The sequence below is a fragment of the Pseudomonas sp. LBUM1653 genome (assembly GCF_059716115.1).
The window spans coordinates 2324226-2342117 of sequence record NZ_CP166803.1 but is presented as its reverse complement, the minus strand read 5'-3'; the positions used below and the strand labels follow the sequence as shown (position 1 = coordinate 2342117).

The 17892-nt window shown below is 60.3% G+C and carries 19 protein-coding genes; 14 read left to right on the top strand and 5 right to left on the bottom strand.

Features of this window, described 5'->3' with window-relative positions; genetic code table 11:
* Positions 1–135 precede the first annotated feature (135 nt).
* Positions 136–411, top strand: a complete 276-nt coding sequence (locus ACA054_RS10610) for a DUF3509 domain-containing protein (protein WP_497689339.1) — start codon at positions 136–138, stop codon at positions 409–411.
* 78 nt (positions 412–489) lie between these two features.
* On the opposite strand, the gene ACA054_RS10605 is transcribed toward ACA054_RS10610, so the two are convergent.
* From ACA054_RS10605 to aroC, 3 genes are read right to left on the bottom strand one after another with little or no spacing between them, the layout of a single operon-like run.
* On the bottom strand, positions 490–1032 hold the full coding sequence (locus tag ACA054_RS10605) for a 1,2-dihydroxy-3-keto-5-methylthiopentene dioxygenase (RefSeq protein ID WP_497689338.1): 543 nt from the start codon (positions 1030–1032) through the stop codon (positions 490–492).
* 12 nt (positions 1033–1044) lie between these two features.
* Positions 1045–2211 (bottom strand): MFS transporter, encoded by a 1167-nt coding sequence (locus tag ACA054_RS10600; protein WP_497690274.1) that lies wholly within the window; start codon positions 2209–2211, stop codon positions 1045–1047.
* A gap of 1 nt (position 2212) precedes the next feature.
* Entirely contained in the window at positions 2213–3304 is a 1092-nt protein-coding gene (gene aroC / locus ACA054_RS10595) for a chorismate synthase (RefSeq protein ID WP_497689337.1), read from the bottom strand.
* 83 nt (positions 3305–3387) lie between these two features.
* Between aroC and ACA054_RS10590 the strand changes: the two genes are divergently transcribed.
* Both ACA054_RS10590 and ACA054_RS10585 read left to right on the top strand, forming a co-directional pair.
* A complete protein-coding gene (locus tag ACA054_RS10590) occupies positions 3388–4386 on the top strand; it encodes an alpha/beta hydrolase (protein WP_497689336.1) in 999 nt (332 codons plus the stop codon).
* Between the two features lie 93 nt (positions 4387–4479).
* The gene (locus tag ACA054_RS10585) at positions 4480–5271 is read left to right on the top strand and encodes a hypothetical protein (RefSeq protein WP_497689335.1); all 792 of its coding nucleotides are present in this window, start codon (positions 4480–4482) and stop codon (positions 5269–5271) included.
* A 110-nt stretch (positions 5272–5381) separates the two neighbouring features.
* On the opposite strand, the gene prmB is transcribed toward ACA054_RS10585, so the two are convergent.
* Positions 5382–6290, bottom strand: a complete 909-nt coding sequence (gene prmB / locus ACA054_RS10580; RefSeq protein ID WP_497689334.1) for a 50S ribosomal protein L3 N(5)-glutamine methyltransferase — start codon at positions 6288–6290, stop codon at positions 5382–5384.
* A 239-nt stretch (positions 6291–6529) separates the two neighbouring features.
* On the opposite strand from prmB, the gene ACA054_RS10575 reads away from it, so the two are divergent.
* The 5 genes from ACA054_RS10575 (at position 6530) to ACA054_RS10555 (ending at position 9315) form a co-directional block, all read left to right on the top strand.
* On the top strand, positions 6530–7120 hold the full coding sequence (locus tag ACA054_RS10575; protein ID WP_497689333.1) for a cysteine hydrolase family protein: 591 nt from the start codon (positions 6530–6532) through the stop codon (positions 7118–7120).
* Between the two features lie 131 nt (positions 7121–7251).
* The gene (locus ACA054_RS10570) at positions 7252–7572 is read left to right on the top strand and encodes a hypothetical protein (protein WP_008057273.1); all 321 of its coding nucleotides are present in this window, start codon (positions 7252–7254) and stop codon (positions 7570–7572) included.
* An 87-nt stretch (positions 7573–7659) separates the two neighbouring features.
* Positions 7660–8217 (top strand): Smr/MutS family protein, encoded by a 558-nt coding sequence (locus ACA054_RS10565; RefSeq protein WP_497689332.1) that lies wholly within the window; start codon positions 7660–7662, stop codon positions 8215–8217.
* A gap of 77 nt (positions 8218–8294) precedes the next feature.
* Positions 8295–8840 carry a GTP cyclohydrolase I FolE gene (gene folE, locus ACA054_RS10560; protein ID WP_046815589.1) on the top strand — a complete coding sequence of 182 codons (546 nt, stop codon included), beginning with the start codon at positions 8295–8297 and terminating at the stop codon, positions 8838–8840.
* Between the two features lie 103 nt (positions 8841–8943).
* On the top strand, positions 8944–9315 hold the full coding sequence (locus tag ACA054_RS10555; RefSeq protein ID WP_497689331.1) for a glutathione S-transferase N-terminal domain-containing protein: 372 nt from the start codon (positions 8944–8946) through the stop codon (positions 9313–9315).
* A gap of 175 nt (positions 9316–9490) precedes the next feature.
* Here ACA054_RS10555 and ACA054_RS10550 read toward each other — a convergent pair whose 3' ends face one another.
* Positions 9491–10657: an aminotransferase-like domain-containing protein gene (locus tag ACA054_RS10550; protein WP_497689330.1), complete on the bottom strand. Its 1167-nt coding sequence runs from the start codon at positions 10655–10657 to the stop codon at positions 9491–9493.
* Positions 10658–10739: 82 nt separating this feature from the next.
* On the opposite strand from ACA054_RS10550, the gene ACA054_RS10545 reads away from it, so the two are divergent.
* The 6 genes from ACA054_RS10545 to ACA054_RS10520 all read left to right on the top strand — a co-directional run bounded on the left by ACA054_RS10545 (position 10740) and on the right by ACA054_RS10520 (position 17729).
* Positions 10740–11186, top strand: a complete 447-nt coding sequence (locus ACA054_RS10545; RefSeq protein ID WP_497689329.1) for a MarR family winged helix-turn-helix transcriptional regulator — start codon at positions 10740–10742, stop codon at positions 11184–11186.
* 313 nt (positions 11187–11499) lie between these two features.
* Entirely contained in the window at positions 11500–12849 is a 1350-nt protein-coding gene (locus ACA054_RS10540) for an NCS2 family permease (protein WP_033044696.1), read from the top strand.
* Between the two features lie 71 nt (positions 12850–12920).
* Positions 12921–13550, top strand: a complete 630-nt coding sequence (locus ACA054_RS10535; RefSeq protein WP_497689328.1) for a LysE family translocator — start codon at positions 12921–12923, stop codon at positions 13548–13550.
* A gap of 64 nt (positions 13551–13614) precedes the next feature.
* Positions 13615–14607, top strand: a complete 993-nt coding sequence (locus ACA054_RS10530) for an AraC family transcriptional regulator (protein WP_497689327.1) — start codon at positions 13615–13617, stop codon at positions 14605–14607.
* 975 nt (positions 14608–15582) lie between these two features.
* Entirely contained in the window at positions 15583–16611 is a 1029-nt protein-coding gene (locus ACA054_RS10525; RefSeq protein WP_497689326.1) for a histone deacetylase family protein, read from the top strand.
* A gap of 17 nt (positions 16612–16628) precedes the next feature.
* The gene (locus ACA054_RS10520; protein ID WP_497689325.1) at positions 16629–17729 is read left to right on the top strand and encodes a polyamine ABC transporter substrate-binding protein; all 1101 of its coding nucleotides are present in this window, start codon (positions 16629–16631) and stop codon (positions 17727–17729) included.
* Positions 17730–17892: the final 163 nt, after the last annotated feature.

The window sequence follows — 17892 nt, the reverse complement described above, 5'->3', positions numbered from 1 at the left end:
ATTGCACGACACAGAAAAACCTCAAAAATTCTATGTCATTGATTTATATAATAATTTTAGAGGAAGAAATACTGGCACAATCACTGCAACAGTCTCCCCATGCTTGCCATTCATGAGCTAACGGAGCTGATAGACATGAGCCTGATCCAAGAAAAATTTACCTCCTTGTTCTCCAACTTCGACGTGACCACCCAGGATCGACCCGACGGCGGGATCCTGCTCACCCTGCGCAGCGAAGGCAGGGAATTCAAACGCTCGATTTCCTACCAGCAGCTGCACAATGGCGATCAACTGTCGTGGGTGATCAGCGCCATTCGCCGCGATCTGGCCGAACAAGCCAGCGAATTGCCGCAAATCTCCATGCTACAAAGTCAGCAGCGCTTCGCCTTGCCGACCTATCATTCGTTGTAAGAGTCGCGCAGCGGTACACCATCAGGCCGTGCAAGCTTCGCTTCACGGCCTGAATTGTGTGTGGGAAACCAACAGCTTTCAGTCATCCATTGGCGGGAATCGGCCAGCGCTGTCGTCGCCGGTGAAATGGGCCACCCAAGGTTGGGTCCTGGACAGACGAATCGCAACCACATAGGGCTGCTCGCCGATGTCCAGCCACTGCCGGGTGCCGGCCGGCAGCGCAATCAAGTCGTTTTTCTCGCACAACACGGCGTAGACGTAATCGTCGATGTGTACAGACAACAATGCACTGCCCGCGGCGAACAGCATGACTTCGTCTTCGTCTTGGCGGTGCTCGGCGAAGAAGCTCGCGCGTATCGGCTCTTTTTGCGGGTGATCGCGATCGAGGCTGATCACATCGACCCCGCGCAACCCACGCTCGGTCATCAGTGTATCCATCGGCTCCTGGCAGGCACTGATGACGTCTTCGTGACTGGCACCTGGGCGGATCTTCGCCGGGGCTTGCCAGCGGTCGAAGCGTACGCCCTGCTCGGCAAGGGTCGAGGCAATGTCTTCGAAATGAGTCAGCACCTTGTTGGGTACGTCGGGACTGGAAACGTGATAAACGGACAGGCTGCTCATCAGGACAACTCCTTAAGGGTTCAAGAGGGAGCGCGTGTCCTCTTGCATTCGTGTGGCAATGATAACGGCTGCCGCCAGCGCTGCGAGGCTGGCAATACTAAAGGTTAAGGGTGCGCCAAGGGCACTCCAGCTGTAACCGGAATACAACGCACCCAATGCGCCACCGGTGCCGGCCAGTGCGGCGTACAACGCCTGGCCCTGCCCTTGCTGGCGTGGGCCGAAGCTGCGTTGCACGAACTGGATGGCCGCGGCGTGAAAGCTGCCGAACGTCGCCGCGTGTAGCACCTGGGCAAACAACAACACCCAGAGAAATTCGGCCAGCGAACCAAGCAGCAGCCAACGCAACGCCGCCAGTAGAAAACTCGCCAGTAGCACGCGCCGTACCGAGAAACGCGCGAGAATCCGGCTCATGGCCATGAACATCAGGACCTCGGCCACCACGCCGACGGCCCAGAGCATGCCGATCACGCCCCGGCTGTAGCCCAGTCGCTCAAGGTGCAGGGTGAGAAAGGTGTAATAGGGCCCGTGGCTCATCTGCATCAGCGCCACGCACGCGTAAAACGCCAACACCCCGGGGCTGCGCAATTGCGCGAGAAAACCTTCGCCGGTCAATCGCTCGCCCTGGACCGGTTGCGCGTTCGGTACCCACAGACTGCTGAGCACGATCCCGGCCATGATCAGCACCAGCGCCGCGGGGTAAATGTCGAGGCTGAGCGATTCGAACAAGCGCCCGAGCGCGACCACCGTGATGATGAAACCGATGGAGCCCCACAGGCGAATCTGGCTGTAGCGGGAGGTCTGGCCTTGCAGGTGCGCCAGGGTAATGACTTCGAATTGCGGCAGCACCGCGTGCCAGAAGAACGCGTGCAAAGCCATGACCATCGCCAGCCAGGCATAGGTCTGGCTGACGAAAATGAGCGAAAACGTCAGCAACGTGCACACCGCGCCGAAGCGCACGATGGCCAGCCGCCGCCCGGTGTAGTCGCCGAGCCAACCCCAGAGGTTCGGCGCCACGCAACGCATCAACATGGGGATGGCCACCAGCTCGCCGATGCGCGCCGCGGAGAATCCCAGGTGATCGAAGTACAGCGCCAGAAAAGGCGCTGTCGAACCGAGCAAGGCGAAATAGAACAGATAAAAGCTGGAGAGCCGCCAGTACGGGAGCGCCGTCACCGTTATCTTAAATCTGGCCCAGCACCGGCGTGCTCACACGCACATCGGCGTTCTGGCCCCGGTGACGCAGCAAGTGGTCCATCAGCACGATGGCCATCATCGCTTCGGCGATCGGCGTGGCACGGATGCCGACACACGGGTCGTGACGGCCTTTGGTGACGACTTCCACCGGGTTGCCATGGATATCGATGGAACGGCCCGGCGTGGTGATACTGGACGTCGGCTTCAACGCCAGGTGTGCCACGATCGGCTGGCCGGACGAGATGCCACCGAGAATGCCGCCCGCGTTATTGCTGAGGAAACCTTCAGGGGTCATTTCATCGCGGTGCTCGGTGCCACGCTGGGCGACGCTGGCGAAACCGGCGCCGATTTCCACGCCCTTGACTGCGTTGATGCTCATCAGGGCATGGGCCAGTTCCGCGTCGAGACGGTCGAAAATCGGCTCGCCCAAGCCCGGCATCACACCCTCGGCAACCACGGTGATCTTCGCGCCGACCGAATCCTGGTCACGACGCAGCTGGTCCATATAGGCTTCCAGCTCCGGCACCTTGTCCGGATCGGGGCTGAAGAACGCGTTCTGCTCCACCGAGTCCCAGGTCTTGAACGGAATTTCGATCGGGCCGAGCTGGCTCATGTAGCCGCGAATGACGATGCCCTGGGTCGCCAGGTACTTCTTGGCAATCGCGCCGGCGGCCACGCGCATCGCGGTTTCCCGGGCCGAGCTGCGGCCGCCGCCGCGATAATCGCGCTCGCCGTATTTGTGGTGGTAGGTGTAGTCGGCGTGGGCCGGACGGAACAAGTCCTTGATCGCCGAGTAGTCCTTGGACTTCTGGTCGGTGTTGCGGATCAGCAGGCCGATGGAGCAGCCGGTGGTGCGACCTTCGAACACCCCCGAGAGGATTTCGACTTCGTCGGCTTCCTGGCGCTGGGTGGTGTGGCGGCTGGTGCCGGGCTTGCGGCGATCCAGGTCGCGCTGCAGATCCTCCAGGGAAATCTCCAGGCCCGGCGGGCAGCCATCGACAATGGCGACCAACGCCGGGCCATGGCTTTCGCCAGCGGTGGTGACAGTGAACAGCTTGCCGTAGGTATTGCCGGACATGCAGGACGCTCCGTGAAATGAACCTGAATACGTAATGCGCGCCAGTATACGCAGGCTATCCAAGTAGTTCATCCTCGAACCTTATGGGTGCGTGTGAGTCCAACCGACACCTTTGTGATGATGGCGTGACAATGCTGCGAGTTCTAGCCTTGAGCCTTACCCTGATTTCCGGCTTCGCCCAGGCCACTGTCCTGCAGCGGCCGATCACCCTGGACACCGGCACCGGCGAGCTTTTCGGCTCGTTGCTGCTGCCTAAGTCCGACACGCCAGTGCCGGTTGTCCTGATCATTTCCGGCTCTGGCCCGACCGATCGTGACGGTAACAATCCCGAAGGCGGGCGCAATGACAGCCTCAAACGCCTGGCCTGGGTGCTGGCCAAACACAACATCGCCAGCGTGCGCTACGACAAGCGCGGCGTGGCGGCGAGCCTGGCGGCCACCCCTGACGAACGTAATCTGTCGGTGGAAGCCTATGTCGCCGACACCGAAGCCTGGGGTCGAAAACTCAAGACCGATCCGCGCTTCAGCCAGCTGATCCTGCTGGGCCACAGCGAAGGTGCCTTGATCGCCAGCCTCGCGGCGCCGAGCGTCGATGCGGCGGCGGTGATTTCCATGTCCGGCAGCGCCCGGCCGATCGATCAGGTCCTGCGCCAGCAACTAGGCAATCGCCTGCCTCCCCCGTTGATGCTACGCAGCAATGAACTGCTCGACAGCCTCAAGGCCGGGAAAACCGACGACAACGTGCCGCCCCAGTTGCAGGTGATTTTCCGTCCGAGTGTGCAGCCGTACCTGATCTCGCTGTTTCGCCAGGACCCTGCCGCGGCGTTCGCAAAGTTGAAAATGCCGGCGCTGATCATCCAGGGCAGCAACGATATCCAGGTGGGGGTCAATGATGCCCGGTTGCTCAAGGCGGCCAAACCGGACGCCGAACTGGCGCTGATCGAAGGCATGAACCACGTCATGCGCATCGTGCCCAACGACGTCAAACGCCAGCTGGCCTCCTACAAAGATCCCAATTTGCCCCTGGCGGCGGAACTGGGTACGCGAATCCTCGGATTTATTGACGAACTTCGCTCCAGTTAATTTGCGCTCCAGTCTTGTAGAAAACGGCCGATAAGCCTTTGTCGCCAGCGCACTGGCTGGCGGCAAGTAGAGCTTGGACAGGATCTCGCCGTTATGACTGATACCCAGACTTCACCCGACACCACCGCTGAAATAGACGCACCGCCAGCGGTCGAGATGCCCTGGGCGGATGTCGACGTCGAGCACAACAAGATGCTCCGTCTGGCGCCGCTGCAGACCGACCGCAGTACCGGTGGTCGGCCCCTGCGCTTTGTCGAGTTCGGTTATGCCGAGCGCAACGACAAGGTTCGCAGCCTGATGCGCATGCGCATCACCCTGCCCGGCCAGCGGGTGCGCAAGGAACAGAATCATCTGGACGTGTGGGTCGATCACGCCGAAAAACGCGTGCATTTCGCACCTGACAGCGGCCTGCAAATCGAACCGCTGAACCGCGGCATCGGCCGCTTCATGGCCGCCCAGGGCATCAACTGGGCGAAGAAAAGATGGCCTGGCTACACCATCGACGGCACCGACCTCAACAACAAGGACGCGCTGAACGAAGACACGCGCCTGCGCCGCGATCACTTTTTGCGGGTGCACGGTTTCGACGTGGTCTATGCCGATGCCCAGCATTTGAAAGGCAGCGTCCAAGAGGTCAGGGTCGGCGACTTGGCGGGTGACTGGAACCCCGAGAAAGTACAGGTCGTGGAGGTTCTCGAGGCGGCGCAGATGCTCCAGCAAGCCGAGCAGAATCTGGCCGAGCAGGAGGTCAAGCTCAAGAAACACGAAGAGAAGGTCAGCAAATACAAGCGTGAGGATGCCGGTTTGCGGTTCACCATTACGTGTTTGGTGGCGTTTGCGGTGTTTCAGGCGGGGTTGTTGATCTGGATTGCAACGCACCGTTGAAGGCTTGAAACCCAGGTGCGGCTATTCGCGAGCAGGCTCGCTCCCACATTGGATCTGCGTCGTTCACAAATCCCCTGTGGGAGCGAGCCTGCTCGCGAAGCTTTTGACGCTTAAACGCGGGACGCGAACAATGCCTGATGATCCCGGCACTGCTCGGCCGTCAACATGAACACGCCATGCCCGCCGCGCTCGAAGTCCAGCCAGGCGAAATCGACTTGCGGGTACAAGGCCTCGACATGCACCTGGCTGTTACCCACCTCGACAATCAGCAGGCCCTTCTCGGTCAGGTGATCCGCGGCCTCGGCAAGCATGCGCCGCACCAGGTTCAAGCCGTCATCGCCGCAGGCCAGGCCCAGTTCCGGCTCGTGCTGGTATTCATCCGGCATGTCGGCGAAGTCCTCGGCATCCACGTAGGGCGGGTTCGACACGATCAGGTCGAAACGCTGCCCCGGCAAGCCATCGAAACCATCGCCCTGTACGGTATAGACACGCTCGTCGACGCCGTGGCGCTCGATGTTCTGGTTCGCCACCTCCAGCGCTTCGAACGACAGGTCGGCCAGCACCACTTCAGCGTTCTGGAACTCATAGGCGCAGGCGATACCGATGCAGCCGGAGCCCGTGCACAGGTCGAGAATCCGCGCAGGCTCGGTGCCCAGCCAGGGTGTGAAACGGTTTTCGATCAGTTCGCCAATCGGTGAGCGCGGGATCAGCACGCGCTCATCGACGATAAACGACAAGCCGCAGAACCAGGCTTCACCCAGCAGGTAAGCGGTCGGCACGCGTTCTTCGATCCGGCGCTTGAGCAGGTGCTGCAGGTGGGCCAGTTCGTCTTCTTCCAGATTGCAGTCCAGGTAACTGTCGGCGATTTCCCACGGCAAGTGCAGCGCACCCAACACCAGTTGACGGGCTTCGTCCCAGGCGTTGTCGGTCCCATGGCCGAAAAACAGATCCTCCCCATGGAAGCGGCTGACGGCCCAACGGATATGGTCACGCAGGGTACGAAGGCGGGAAGTGATCACGACGGTAAACTCCAGAAAAATCGACGGGCGATTCTACCAGTCAAACGGCGTCACGACGACGCAGGAAAAATACCGGGGCAAATGTAGGAATCTTCTGGTTTTTTCATTGGCTATTGAACAAAACTCCATACTTGACAACGCTGCACGCCAGTAACGACGGTGCCTACGATAGTAGCGATTCACAGAAGCGCTCAGCCAGAGGACAATGTCGCAAAAGCCCCACTCGAAGGAGCCCCAGAATGTCCGTTCCACAAACGATGTTTCAACTCAGCGGCCGCGGTTATGCAGCGGCCAAACTGAGTCATGCGACCCTGATCATTATCGATGCCCAGAAAGAGTACCTCAGCGGTCCCCTGTCCCTGAGCGGCATGGATGCGGCGGTCGCGAACATCAAGCAATTGGTGACTGCTGCCCGTGCGGCGGGCCGGCCGATCGTGCATGTCAGCCATCTCGGCACCGTCGGTGGGCTGTTCGACCCACGCGGCGAACGCGGCCAGTTCATTCCAGGGCTGGAGCCGCTGGCCGGCGAAATCAAGATCGAAAAAATCCTGCCAAGTGCGTTCCATGGCACGGACCTGAAAAAACGTCTGGAAGAGCTGGGCTCGGTGGATCTGGTGGTGTGCGGTTTCATGAGCCATTCCAGTGTCAGTACCACCGTGCGGGCGGCCAAGAACCTGGGTTTCCGTTGCACCCTAGTCGAAGACGCCTGCGCCACCCGTGATCTGCCATACAAAGGCGGCGTCCTGAGCGCCGAGCATGTCCAGCAGACCGAAATGGCGATCATGGCGGACAACTTTGCCGCCCTCGCCCTGACCAACGACCTGGTCTGATCGGCGGTTCATGAGCGGTGCATGCCGCCGCTCATCCGCAAAAGCCTCTCATATGCCGTAAATGTCTTAGCCTCAGGAACATCCCGGTCAACTTCCGGTCGAAGGGCCGATACCCATTGAGGAAGGTCGGAATGAAGTTATCCGATGGTTTTGACGCTCGCCGCTTGCGGCCCAAAGGCCAAAGCAACTGGCGTTTTCGAATCGGCGCAGCATTCGCTGCCTTGCTGGCGACCAGCGGCGTGCTGCTGGCGATGGCCGGTGCCGCCAGCCTGTTCGGCCACGCTCCCGCCCTGGGCGAGTTGAACACCAACCGGGCGGGTGCGGCCGTGATCCTGGTCATAGGCCTGTTCGTGCTGTACCTCGGCATATGGTTGTGGCGTCGCTGCCGCCGCCGCTCGCGCCAGTCGAACGCGCTGAACATTTCCCCGCACCTGATGAAAAAACACGACTAAGCCCGAGTCGCAGCCCAATGCCGCGCGTTTTCTCGCGCCCGATTCGCTTCGAGTTGGGTAAACTGGCCGCCCTTCGCGGAGGCTGACATGCAAGACGACGATTTTTCCCTGTTCAAAAGTGCGATCCAAGGCGTCAAGCCGATCAAGCACGATCGCGCCGAAACCGGCAAACCCAAGGCAGACCGCGCGCACATCGCCAAGTTGCGCCAGGCCGCCACCGTGCGCACCGATGCCACCACTGTTGACGGGCTGTCCGATCAGTTCGTCATCGACGTCGGCCCGGAAGACGAACTGATGTGGGCGCGCGACGGCGTGCAGGAAAGTCAGATGCGCAAGCTCAAGATCGGACAGATTCCGTTCGAAGGCAGCCTTGACTTGCACGGCATGAACGTGGAAAAAGCCCGGGAAACCCTCTGGGCATTCCTGGCTGAAGCGACCAAGTTTGAAATCCGCTGCGTACGCGTCACCCACGGCAAAGCCGTGCGCCTGGATGGCAAGCGGCCGATGATCAAAAGCCACGTCAACACTTGGCTGCGTCAGCATCCGCAGGTACTTGGCTTCACCTCGTGCCAAGCCAGACATGGCGGTGCCGGAGCCGTTTATGTGATGCTCAAGCGAACCATGATGGAAGGCCGCGACGAGTAAACCTGATGCGCCGCGCTTGCAGCGTCGTGTCCGTCACCGTACCCTTGCCCTTTGCGTAAAATCCCACAGGTAGTTTCATGTCCCTGGAACAGAATTACACCGCGATCCTTGGCCAACTGGGCGAGGATCCCTCCCGCGAGGGCCTGCTCGACACGCCAAAACGTGCCGCCAAAGCCATGCAGTACCTCTGCCGCGGTTATGAACAGACGCTGGAAGAAGTCACCAACGGTGCCTTGTTCAGCTCCGACAACAGCGAGATGGTGCTGGTCAAGGACATCGAGTTGTACTCGTTGTGCGAACACCACCTGCTGCCGTTCATCGGCAAGGCCCACGTGGCCTACATCCCGAGTGGCAAGGTGCTGGGCTTGTCGAAGGTCGCGCGGATCGTCGATATGTACGCCCGCCGCCTGCAGATCCAGGAAAACCTCAGCCGCCAGATTGCCGATGCAGTCCAGCAGGTCACCGGCGCCCTGGGCGTTGCCGTGGTGATCGAGGCCAAGCACATGTGCATGATGATGCGCGGTGTGGAAAAGCAGAATTCGTCGATGATCACCTCGGTGATGCTCGGCGAGTTCCGTGAAAACGCCGCGACTCGCAGCGAGTTTCTCAGCTTGATCAAGTAATTCGCCGCACGAAGAGAACCGGCATTCATCGCCGGTTTTTTTTCGTCCGGGAAAAATCAGGTAAGCTGCGCGCCTTTCTCATTAGCACCGTGAGGCTTTCAACGTGTTCGTAAAAGCGCTTCGTGTCGGCCTTGGCCAACTGATCATCTTCATCGACTTCATCACCCGTCCAGGCAAGAAGCAGCGCCCTGCCGCCGCTCAGGCCCAGGTCGAAGCTGCCGCCAGGGACCTGACCCTGTATCAGTTCCATGCCTGCCCGTTCTGTGTGAAAACCCGCCGCACCCTGAGCCGCCTGAACGTACCGGTGGCCTTGCGCGACGCGAAAAACAACGAACAGGATCGCCAGGCCCTGCTCGAGCACGGCGGCAAGATCAAGGTGCCTTGCCTGCGTATCGTAGAGAATGGCCAGACCACCTGGATGTATGAGTCCAAGGTGATCATTGATTATCTGGATAAGCGATTCGCGGCAGCCTGATTTTTTGCGGTGTTCTGACTGACGCTTTCGCGAGCAGGCTCGCTCCCACAGGGAACTAGTTGCACAGATCCAATGTGGGAGCGAGCCTGCTCGCGAAGATGCCGGCACAACCACCGCAAATCCCGAACAAAAATAAACCGGCCGATTGGCCGGTTTATTCATTTCTGCCCTCCCCTCACGCCGCTTGCGCCGCCTGGGCTTGCCGCACCACCGCCGCCAACCGCTTGAGCCCTTCTTCCAGTCGCACCGGGTCAATGTGGCTGAAATTCAGCCGCAAATGCCCATGATGATTGTCCGGCTCAGGGAAGAACGGCTCACCCGGCATGAACGCCACATCGTTGGCCAATGCCGCATTGAGCAACGTACGGGTGTCCAGCGGTTGCTTGAGCGTCAGCCAGAAAAACAGCCCGCCCTGGGGCACATTCCAATCCGCCAGATCGGCAAAATGCGTTTGCAGCGCTGCCTGGAATGCGTCACGGCGCACCCGGTAAAACCCACGCAATTCACTCAGGTGCTGCTGGTAGGGCTCGCTGCCGATCCATTGCAGCGCTTGCCACTGGCCGACCCGATTGGTATGCAAGTCCGCCGACTGCTTGAGCTTGAGCAGGTGCGGGAACAGGTCCGCACTGGCGATCAGATAACCCACGCGCAGACCCGGCAGCAAGGTTTTCGACACCGTGCCGGTGTAGATCCAGCTGGCTTTTTTCAGGCGTCCGGCAATCGGTTGGGCGCTGGCGCCATCAAAGGTCAATTCACGGTAGGGCTCGTCTTCAATCAGGGTCACGCCAAACTCATCCAGCAGTGCCGCGACCGCCTCGCGCTTGGCTTCGCTGTAACGCACCGCCGACGGATTCTGGAAGGTCGGGATCAGGTAGATGAACGCCGGGCGATGTGCTTCCAGGCGCGCGCGCAGTTGCGCAAGGTCCGGGCCATCGGCTTGCAGCGGCACGGTCAGGCAATGGGCACCGAACAGCTGGAAGATCTGCAGCGCCGCCAGGTAGGTCGGAGCCTCAAGCAGAATCTCGGTGCCTTTGTCGATATAGAGCTTGGCTGCCAGATCGAGGGTTTGCTGGGAACCACTGACCACCAACACCTGATTCGCCTCGCATGGCACACCCAGCGCTCGCGCCTGTGCCGCCAGGGCTTCGCGCAAGGCCGGTTCGCCTTCACTCATGCCGTATTGGCCCATGGACACCGGCATCTGGGCCCATTCGACCTTCGGCAGCATGGCTTCGGCCGGCAAGCCTCCGGCGAACGACATCACTTGCGGACGCTGGGCGGCAGCGAGGATTTCACGGATCAAAGAACTTTTAAGGCGCGAGACACGTTCGGAAAAAGCCATGGGGGTCACCGGTAGCGAGGCCAGAGGAAAATGAGTCAAACTTGTTGACCGAAATTACGACAGCGCGAACGGATACGTCAACATGATTGACCTTAAAAACCCGATTTCCCAGCAGCAGGCCATGGAAGCGTTTTTCTTCGGCTACCAGGCCTTCACCGCCAAGGCCGATGAAATGCTCGAGCGGCGCGGCTTGAGTCGCGTGCATCAGCGCATCGTGTTTTTCATCGCCCGTTACCCCAACCTCAGCGTCAAGGAGTTGCTGGCGTTACTCGGGGTGAGCAAACAGGCACTGAACATGCCGTTGCGTCAGTTGCTGGAAATGCATCTGGTCAACAGCGTGGCGTCCGAGACCGACAAGCGTAAGCGGCTGCTGGAATTGACCGACGATGGTGCGCGCTTTGAACAGTCGCTGCGTCGTGAGCAGGTGAAATTGCTCGAGCGGGTGTTTGCCGAGGCCGGGGAGACCGCGGTGAATGGGTGGTTGGCGGTGAATCAGGCGCTTGGGAAAAGTCATCCTGCGGCTGAATGAGCCTTCTTTCAGATTTGCATTGATCGATCTATCGCCTTCGCGAGCAGGCTCGCTCCCACAATTGATCGCATTCCCCTGTGGGAGCGAGCTTGCTCGCGATGGCGTCCTATCAGGCGATATATCCCTATTGCCAAACTTTTCGTCTACAAAATCAAAAACATTATTTGCTTTATTTGTATACAAAAGCATAATCCACTTCGTGCGAGTTCCTGACCTAACGGTCAACAAATTCGCAAGTGCCTCAAAGGGCCGCTGCCACCCTCATGGGTCCGGCCCTGGAAATAACAATAAAACTCTTGAGGAGTACCTCGCTGTGGAAAGCCGCAAATCCGAAGCATCGACGCTGGATCTCTCGCCGCCTTTACGCAATGGCTGGCTGGAGCGCATCTTTAAACTCAGCTTGCATGGCACCACGGTGAAGACCGAGTTGATTGCCGGTCTGACAACCTTCATCACCATGGCCTACATCATCTTCGTCAACCCCAACATCATGGCGGACGCCGGGATCGACCATGGCGCGGCGTTCGTCGCTACCTGCATTGCCGCCGCCCTGGGCTGCCTGTTGATGGGCCTGTACGCCAACTGGCCGGTCGGCCTGGCACCGGGCATGGGCCTGAACGCTTTCTTCACCTACACCGTGGTCGGCACCATGGGTTACAACTGGGAAACCGCGCTGGGTGCGGTGTTCGTGTCCGGCGTGTTGTTCATGATCCTGACCTTCTCGCGAATCCGCGAATGGCTGCTCAACAGCATCCCCGTCAGCTTGCGCTACGCCATGGGCGCTGGCGTAGGCCTGTTCCTCGGGCTGATCGGCTTGAAAACCGCGGGCATCGTCGTCGATAGCCCGGCCACGTTGATCAAGCTCGGTTCCCTGCGCGAGCCTGGCCCGCTGCTCGCCGCCGTGTGCTTCCTGATGATCGCCATCCTCAGCTACCATAAGGTGTTCGGCGCGATCCTCATCAGCATCATCACCGTGACCCTGGCCGGTTGGGGCCTGGGCCTGGTGCACTATGAGGGCATCATGTCGGCCCCGCCGAGCCTGGCCCCGACCTGGATGGCCATGAACGTTGCCGGCGTGTTCAACGTCAGCATGATCAGCGTGGTGCTGGCCTTCCTCTTCGTGCACATGTTCGACACCGCCGGCACCTTGATGGGTGTGGCCCAGCGCGCCAACCTGGTGGGCGCTGACGGTCGGATCGAAAACCTCTCCCGTGCCATGAAAGCCGACAGTGCTTCCAGTGTTTTTGGTGCGGTCGTCGGCGTTCCACCCGTCACCAGCTACGTGGAAAGTGCCGCGGGCGTGGCAGCAGGTGGTCGGACTGGTCTTACCGCAGTGACCGTAGGTGTGTTATTTATTGCGGCCATGTTCTTCGCTCCGCTGGCCGGGATGATCCCCGCCTATGCAACGGCCGGTGCGCTGATCTATGTGGCCATGCTGATGATGGGCGGCATGGCCCACATCGAATGGGACGAGGCGACCGACAGCATTCCGGCGATCGTCACGGCAATCATGATGCCCCTGACCTTCTCGGTCGCTGACGGCATCGCGCTGGGCTTCATCACCTACGTGGCGCTGAAGGCCGGCACTGGTAAGTACAAGGAAATTTCCGTCAGTCTGTGGGTGCTCTGCGCAATTTTCATTGCCAAGTTCATCTTCCTGTAACGCTCGACGGTACGCGCTTGAAACCAGCCTCACCCCGTCGGGTGAGGCTTTTGTGCAAATGGAGGAAAGTGATGAGTCTGGAAACCTGGCTGCTGTTCAGCGGCGCTGCGCTGGTGGTGATCCTGATCCCGGGGCCACTGTCTTTGCTGATGATCAGCAACAGTTTGAATTACGGCCTGGTCCGTTCTTACCCGGCGTTTCTCGGTGGCGTGATTGCCTCGATCTGCCTGTTGAGTGCTTCGGCGCTGGGCCTGGGCGCCCTGCTGCTGGCATCGGAACAGTTGTTCAGCGCACTGAAAATCGTCGGCGCGCTGTACCTGTTCTACCTCGCCTGGCAGAGCTGGCAGCAGTCGCGCCAACCGTCCCACGGGGCCGAAGTGCCTCAGGCCGCAGCGGTGCCACGCTTTCGCGCTCTATTCGGGCGCGCCTTCATGCTGGGCGCGAGCAATCCGAAGGACATCCTGTTCTTCGCCGCGTTTCTGCCGCAATTTTTGAGCGCCGGGCAACCGTTCCTGCCGCAACTGCTGGTGATGATCGCCACCTGGACTGTACTGGACCTGCTGTGCAAGCTGGCCTACGGCCTCGGCGCTCATGGCGCGGCGCGGTATCTGCGCAGTGGCAAGGGCCAGAGCTGGTTCAACCGGGTCAGTGCCGGACTGTTCGGCGGTGCCGGCGCAGCTTCGTTGCTCAGTGGTCATTAAGGTCCCCTGAGGCAAACCGGCACACAAGTTGCTCGGTTCTGGCACCCCGACACCGGAATCGAGCATGCTCCACTCCCACCTCACCACCCTCAACGCCGTTTCCCTGGTGCTCAACACCTTCAAGGCCGAAGGCCTGCCCAGCGACACCTTGCTCGCCGGCAGTGGCATCAGCGCCGCGGATTTATGCCGTGCGGACACGCGCATCACCACCAATCAAGAGATGCAGGTCTGCGCCAACGCCGTCGCCCTCAAGCGCGATATCGGCCTGGAACTGGGTCGACGCATGCACGTTTCGTCCTACGGCATGCTCGGCTACGCCCTGCTCACCAGTGCCACCTTCGGTGACGCATTGCGCTTGGCAATGCGTTATCCGGCGCTGTTGGGAACACTTTTCGAACTGAGCCTGGAAGAGGACGACGAGCGCGTCTGGTTTGTCGCCGCCGATTACCGGGAGAATCCGGCGCTGGCGGCGTTCAACGCCGAGTTCTGCCTGGTGTCGCTGAAGGTCACCTGCGACGACCTGCTCGGTCACCCACTGCCGCTGTTGGCTGCACGCTTCGAGCATGCCGCGCCCGACTATGAAGCGTCCTATTACGATCACTTCAACTGCCCCCTGCATTTCGGGGCGCAAGACAACGCCTTCGCGTTCGACAAGCGATGGCTCGACCAACCCTTGCCACTCGCCGATGTCATCACCCACCAGGCCATGACCGAGCGTTGCCGCAAGCAGAATACCGAGTTTACCGGGCGCCAGGCCTGGCTGGGGCGGATCCGTCAGTTGCTCGGTGCACAATTGCATGCGGCACCGGGGCTCGAAGGATTGGCCGAGCAGATGAATTGTTCAGCACGCACGTTGCGTCGGCATCTCAAGGATCTGGGCTGCAGCTATCAGGAATTGCTCGATGAGCTCAGATTCGAGCAGGCCAAGCTGTTGCTTTGTGAAGACCAGATGCCGATCTACCGTATCGCCGAAGCATTGGGTTTCAGCGAGACCGCGAGTTTCCGCCATGCGTTTGTGCGCTGGAGTGGTGTGGCGCCGAGCCAGTTCCGGCCCTGAAGAGCAAAAGGCCAAGAACTGGATTGGGGGGATATCCATTGCTGCGGTAACGGCCACTTATGGTTTCGCCCTTACGGCGACTCACTTTTCCAAACGCCGAAAAGTAAGCAAAAGGCTTTGCCCCACCACTCGGTGCCTCGCATAGGCTCGGCATGCCCTCACTCCGGCATTGCTCCGTGGGTCGCCGCGATGGGCCATCCTTGGCCCAGCGCGGCTAAACCGGCGTCCTGCCGGTTTACCCACTGCGCAATGCCTGCGTTCGGCCATCGTGGTTTAACGGGGCGCCCAAATCTAAAGCCAAAGCGAGGCGGCCTGACAGCCGGCCTGATTTTTGCAGATATCCCCCAATCCCCTGTGGGAGCGAGCCTGCTCGCGATGGACGTCAACGATTACGCGCCCTGTCTGGATGAACGCGTTGTCTGGAAGTCCATCGCGAGCAAGCTCGCTCCCACAATGGGATCGCGGACAGACCTGCCATCAGGTCGGCTGTCAGGCCGCCTCGCTTTGGCTGTTGCTTTTGATTTGGCTTTTGATTTTCTTGCCACATCGAGAGGCCGAGTGGAGGTTCTGCGCAGTGGGCAACCCGGCATGGATGCCGGGTTAGCCGCGCTGGGCCAAGGATGGCCCATCGCGGCGGGCCCACGGAGCAGGACCGGAGCGAGGGCATGCCGAGCCACAGCGAGGCACCGAACGCCAGGGGCAAGAGCCCTTGGTTACTTGGGGCTCTTCCAAGTGACTCGCCGTAAGGGCGAAACCCCAGGTGGCCGTGACCGCAGCAACGGATATACACCCAATCCAAACATGCACCTGCAGCCCCCCAACCTAAAGCGAACAACATTCGCATCATCCAGGGGGACGAATTTCGGTCAAATATTTTGGCCACATTAATCCCCTTTTGGCCTTGCCTGCCGTTCTCCGAAATCGTCCGCGCCGCAAGACTGTGTGCAACCGAACCCGCCTGCGGAGAACAACAAAATGCTGACGATCTACTCGGACGATCACCACCTGCACCACGGCCGTTGCGAACTCATCGACGGGCAACTCAAGCCCTGCTTTGAAATGCCTTCGCGTGCCGATCATGTGCTGTCACGTGTGCAAAAGCAGAATCTGGGCCCCGTAGAAGCGCCGAAGGATTTTGGCCTGGGGCCGATCGAGCGCATCCACAGCCGCGACTACCTCGACTTCTTTAAAGGTGCCTGGGCACGCTGGACCGAATTCAACACTGACGGTGACTTGCTGCCCTACACCTGGCCGGCCCGCACCTTGCGTCGCGTCAAGCCCACCAGCTTGCACGGCGAACTGGGCTACTACAGCTTCGACGGCGGCGCGCCGATCACCGCCGGTACCTGGCAAGCAGCGTACAGTGCGGCGCAAGTCGCACTCACCGCTCAAGCAGAAATCCAGCGCGGTGCCCGCAGTGCCTTCGCCCTGTGCCGGCCACCGGGGCACCACGCCGCCAGCGATTTGATGGGTGGCTATTGCTACCTCAACAACGCTGCGATCGCCGCCCAGGCCTTTCTCGATCAGGGCCAAAAGAAGGTCGCGATTCTCGATGTCGACTACCACCACGGCAACGGCACCCAGTCGATTTTCTACGATCGCAGCGACGTGCTGTTCACCTCGATCCATGGCCACCCGGAAGCCGAGTTCCCGTTCTTCCTCGGCTATGAGGACGAGCGCGGCGAAGGCACCGGTGAAGGGTTCAACTTCAACTATCCTTTGCCCGCCGGCAGTGGTTGGGATGCCTGGAGCGCTGCGCTGGAGCAGGCCTGCAACGAGATTGAAACCTATGGCGCCGACATCGTCGTCGTCTCCCTGGGCGTGGATACGTTCAAGGACGACCCGATCTCCCAATTCAAGCTCGACAGCCCCGACTACCTGGCCATGGGCAGACGCATCGCCAGGCTCGGCGTTCCGACACTGTTCGTGATGGAAGGCGGTTACGCGGTAGAAGAGATCGGCATCAACGCCGTCAACGTTCTTGAAGGCTTTGAAAACGCTTAACAAGGAATCGCAAAACAATGAAAAATCTCAAGCGGTTTATCGTTCCTGCCCTGTGCGCCACGGTGCTCGGTAGCGGCGCTCACGCAGAAGAACGAACGTTGCGCGTCTACAACTGGTTCGACTACATCACCCCCAAGGCCCTGGAAGATTTCAAGGTCCAGAACACCCAGACCAAACTGGTCTATGACATCTTCGACACCAACGAAGCGCTGGAAGCCAAGCTGTTGACCGGCAACTCCGGCTACGACGTGGTGGTGCCGTCCAACGTGTTCCTGGCCAAGCAGATCGAAGCCGGTGTGTTCCAGCCACTGGATCGCAGCAAGCTGCCGAACTGGAACCACCTCGATCCCAAGCTGATGAAGCTGATCGAGACCAACGACCCGGGTAACCAGTTCGCCGTCCCGTACATGTACGGCACCATCCTGATCGGCTTCAACCCGGACAAGGTCAAGGCCGTGCTCGGTGACAATGCGCCGGTGGACAGTTGGGACCTGATCTTCAAGGAAGAGAACATCAGCAAGCTCAAGCAGTGCGGCGTCGCCCTGCTCGACTCGCCTTCGGAGATCCTGCCCCTGGCCCTGCAACACCTTGGCCTGGACCCCAACAGCAAAAAGCCTGCGGACTACGACAAGGCTGAAGCGCTGCTGATGAAGATCCGTCCGCATATCACCTACTTTCACTCCTCCAAGTACATGGCCGACATCGCCAACGGTGACATCTGCGTCGCCGTCGGATACTCCGGCAGTTTCTCCCAGGCCGCCAACCGCGCCAAGGAAGCCAAGAACGGTGTGGTCGTCGACATGCGCCTGCCCAAGGAAGGTGCGCCCATCTGGTTCGACATGCTCGCGATTCCCAAAGGCGCGAAGAACCCGCAAGACGCCTACACCTTCATCAACTACCTGCTGCAACCCCAGGTGATCGCACCGGTCAGTGACTTCGTGGGTTATCCGAACCCGAACAAGGACGCCACGGAATTGGTCGACCCGGCGATTCGCAACAACCCGAATCTCTATCCGACCGAAACGGCCATGGGCACCCTCTACACCCTGCAACCGCTGCCGCGCGATGCCGAACGCGCACGCACCCGGGCCTGGACCAAGATCAAGTCGGGGACTTGAAACGACACGTAGGGAACTGAACGAAACGCAGATTCCTGTGGGAGCCAGCGAGTGAAATGCGCACGGCTCCCGACCAGGCCGGTCGGTCGGTCGGCCGCCTCGCTTTGGCTGTTGCTGTTGCTTTTGATCTTCTTTGCCCATCACGCCCTGAGCCTGTCGGTCA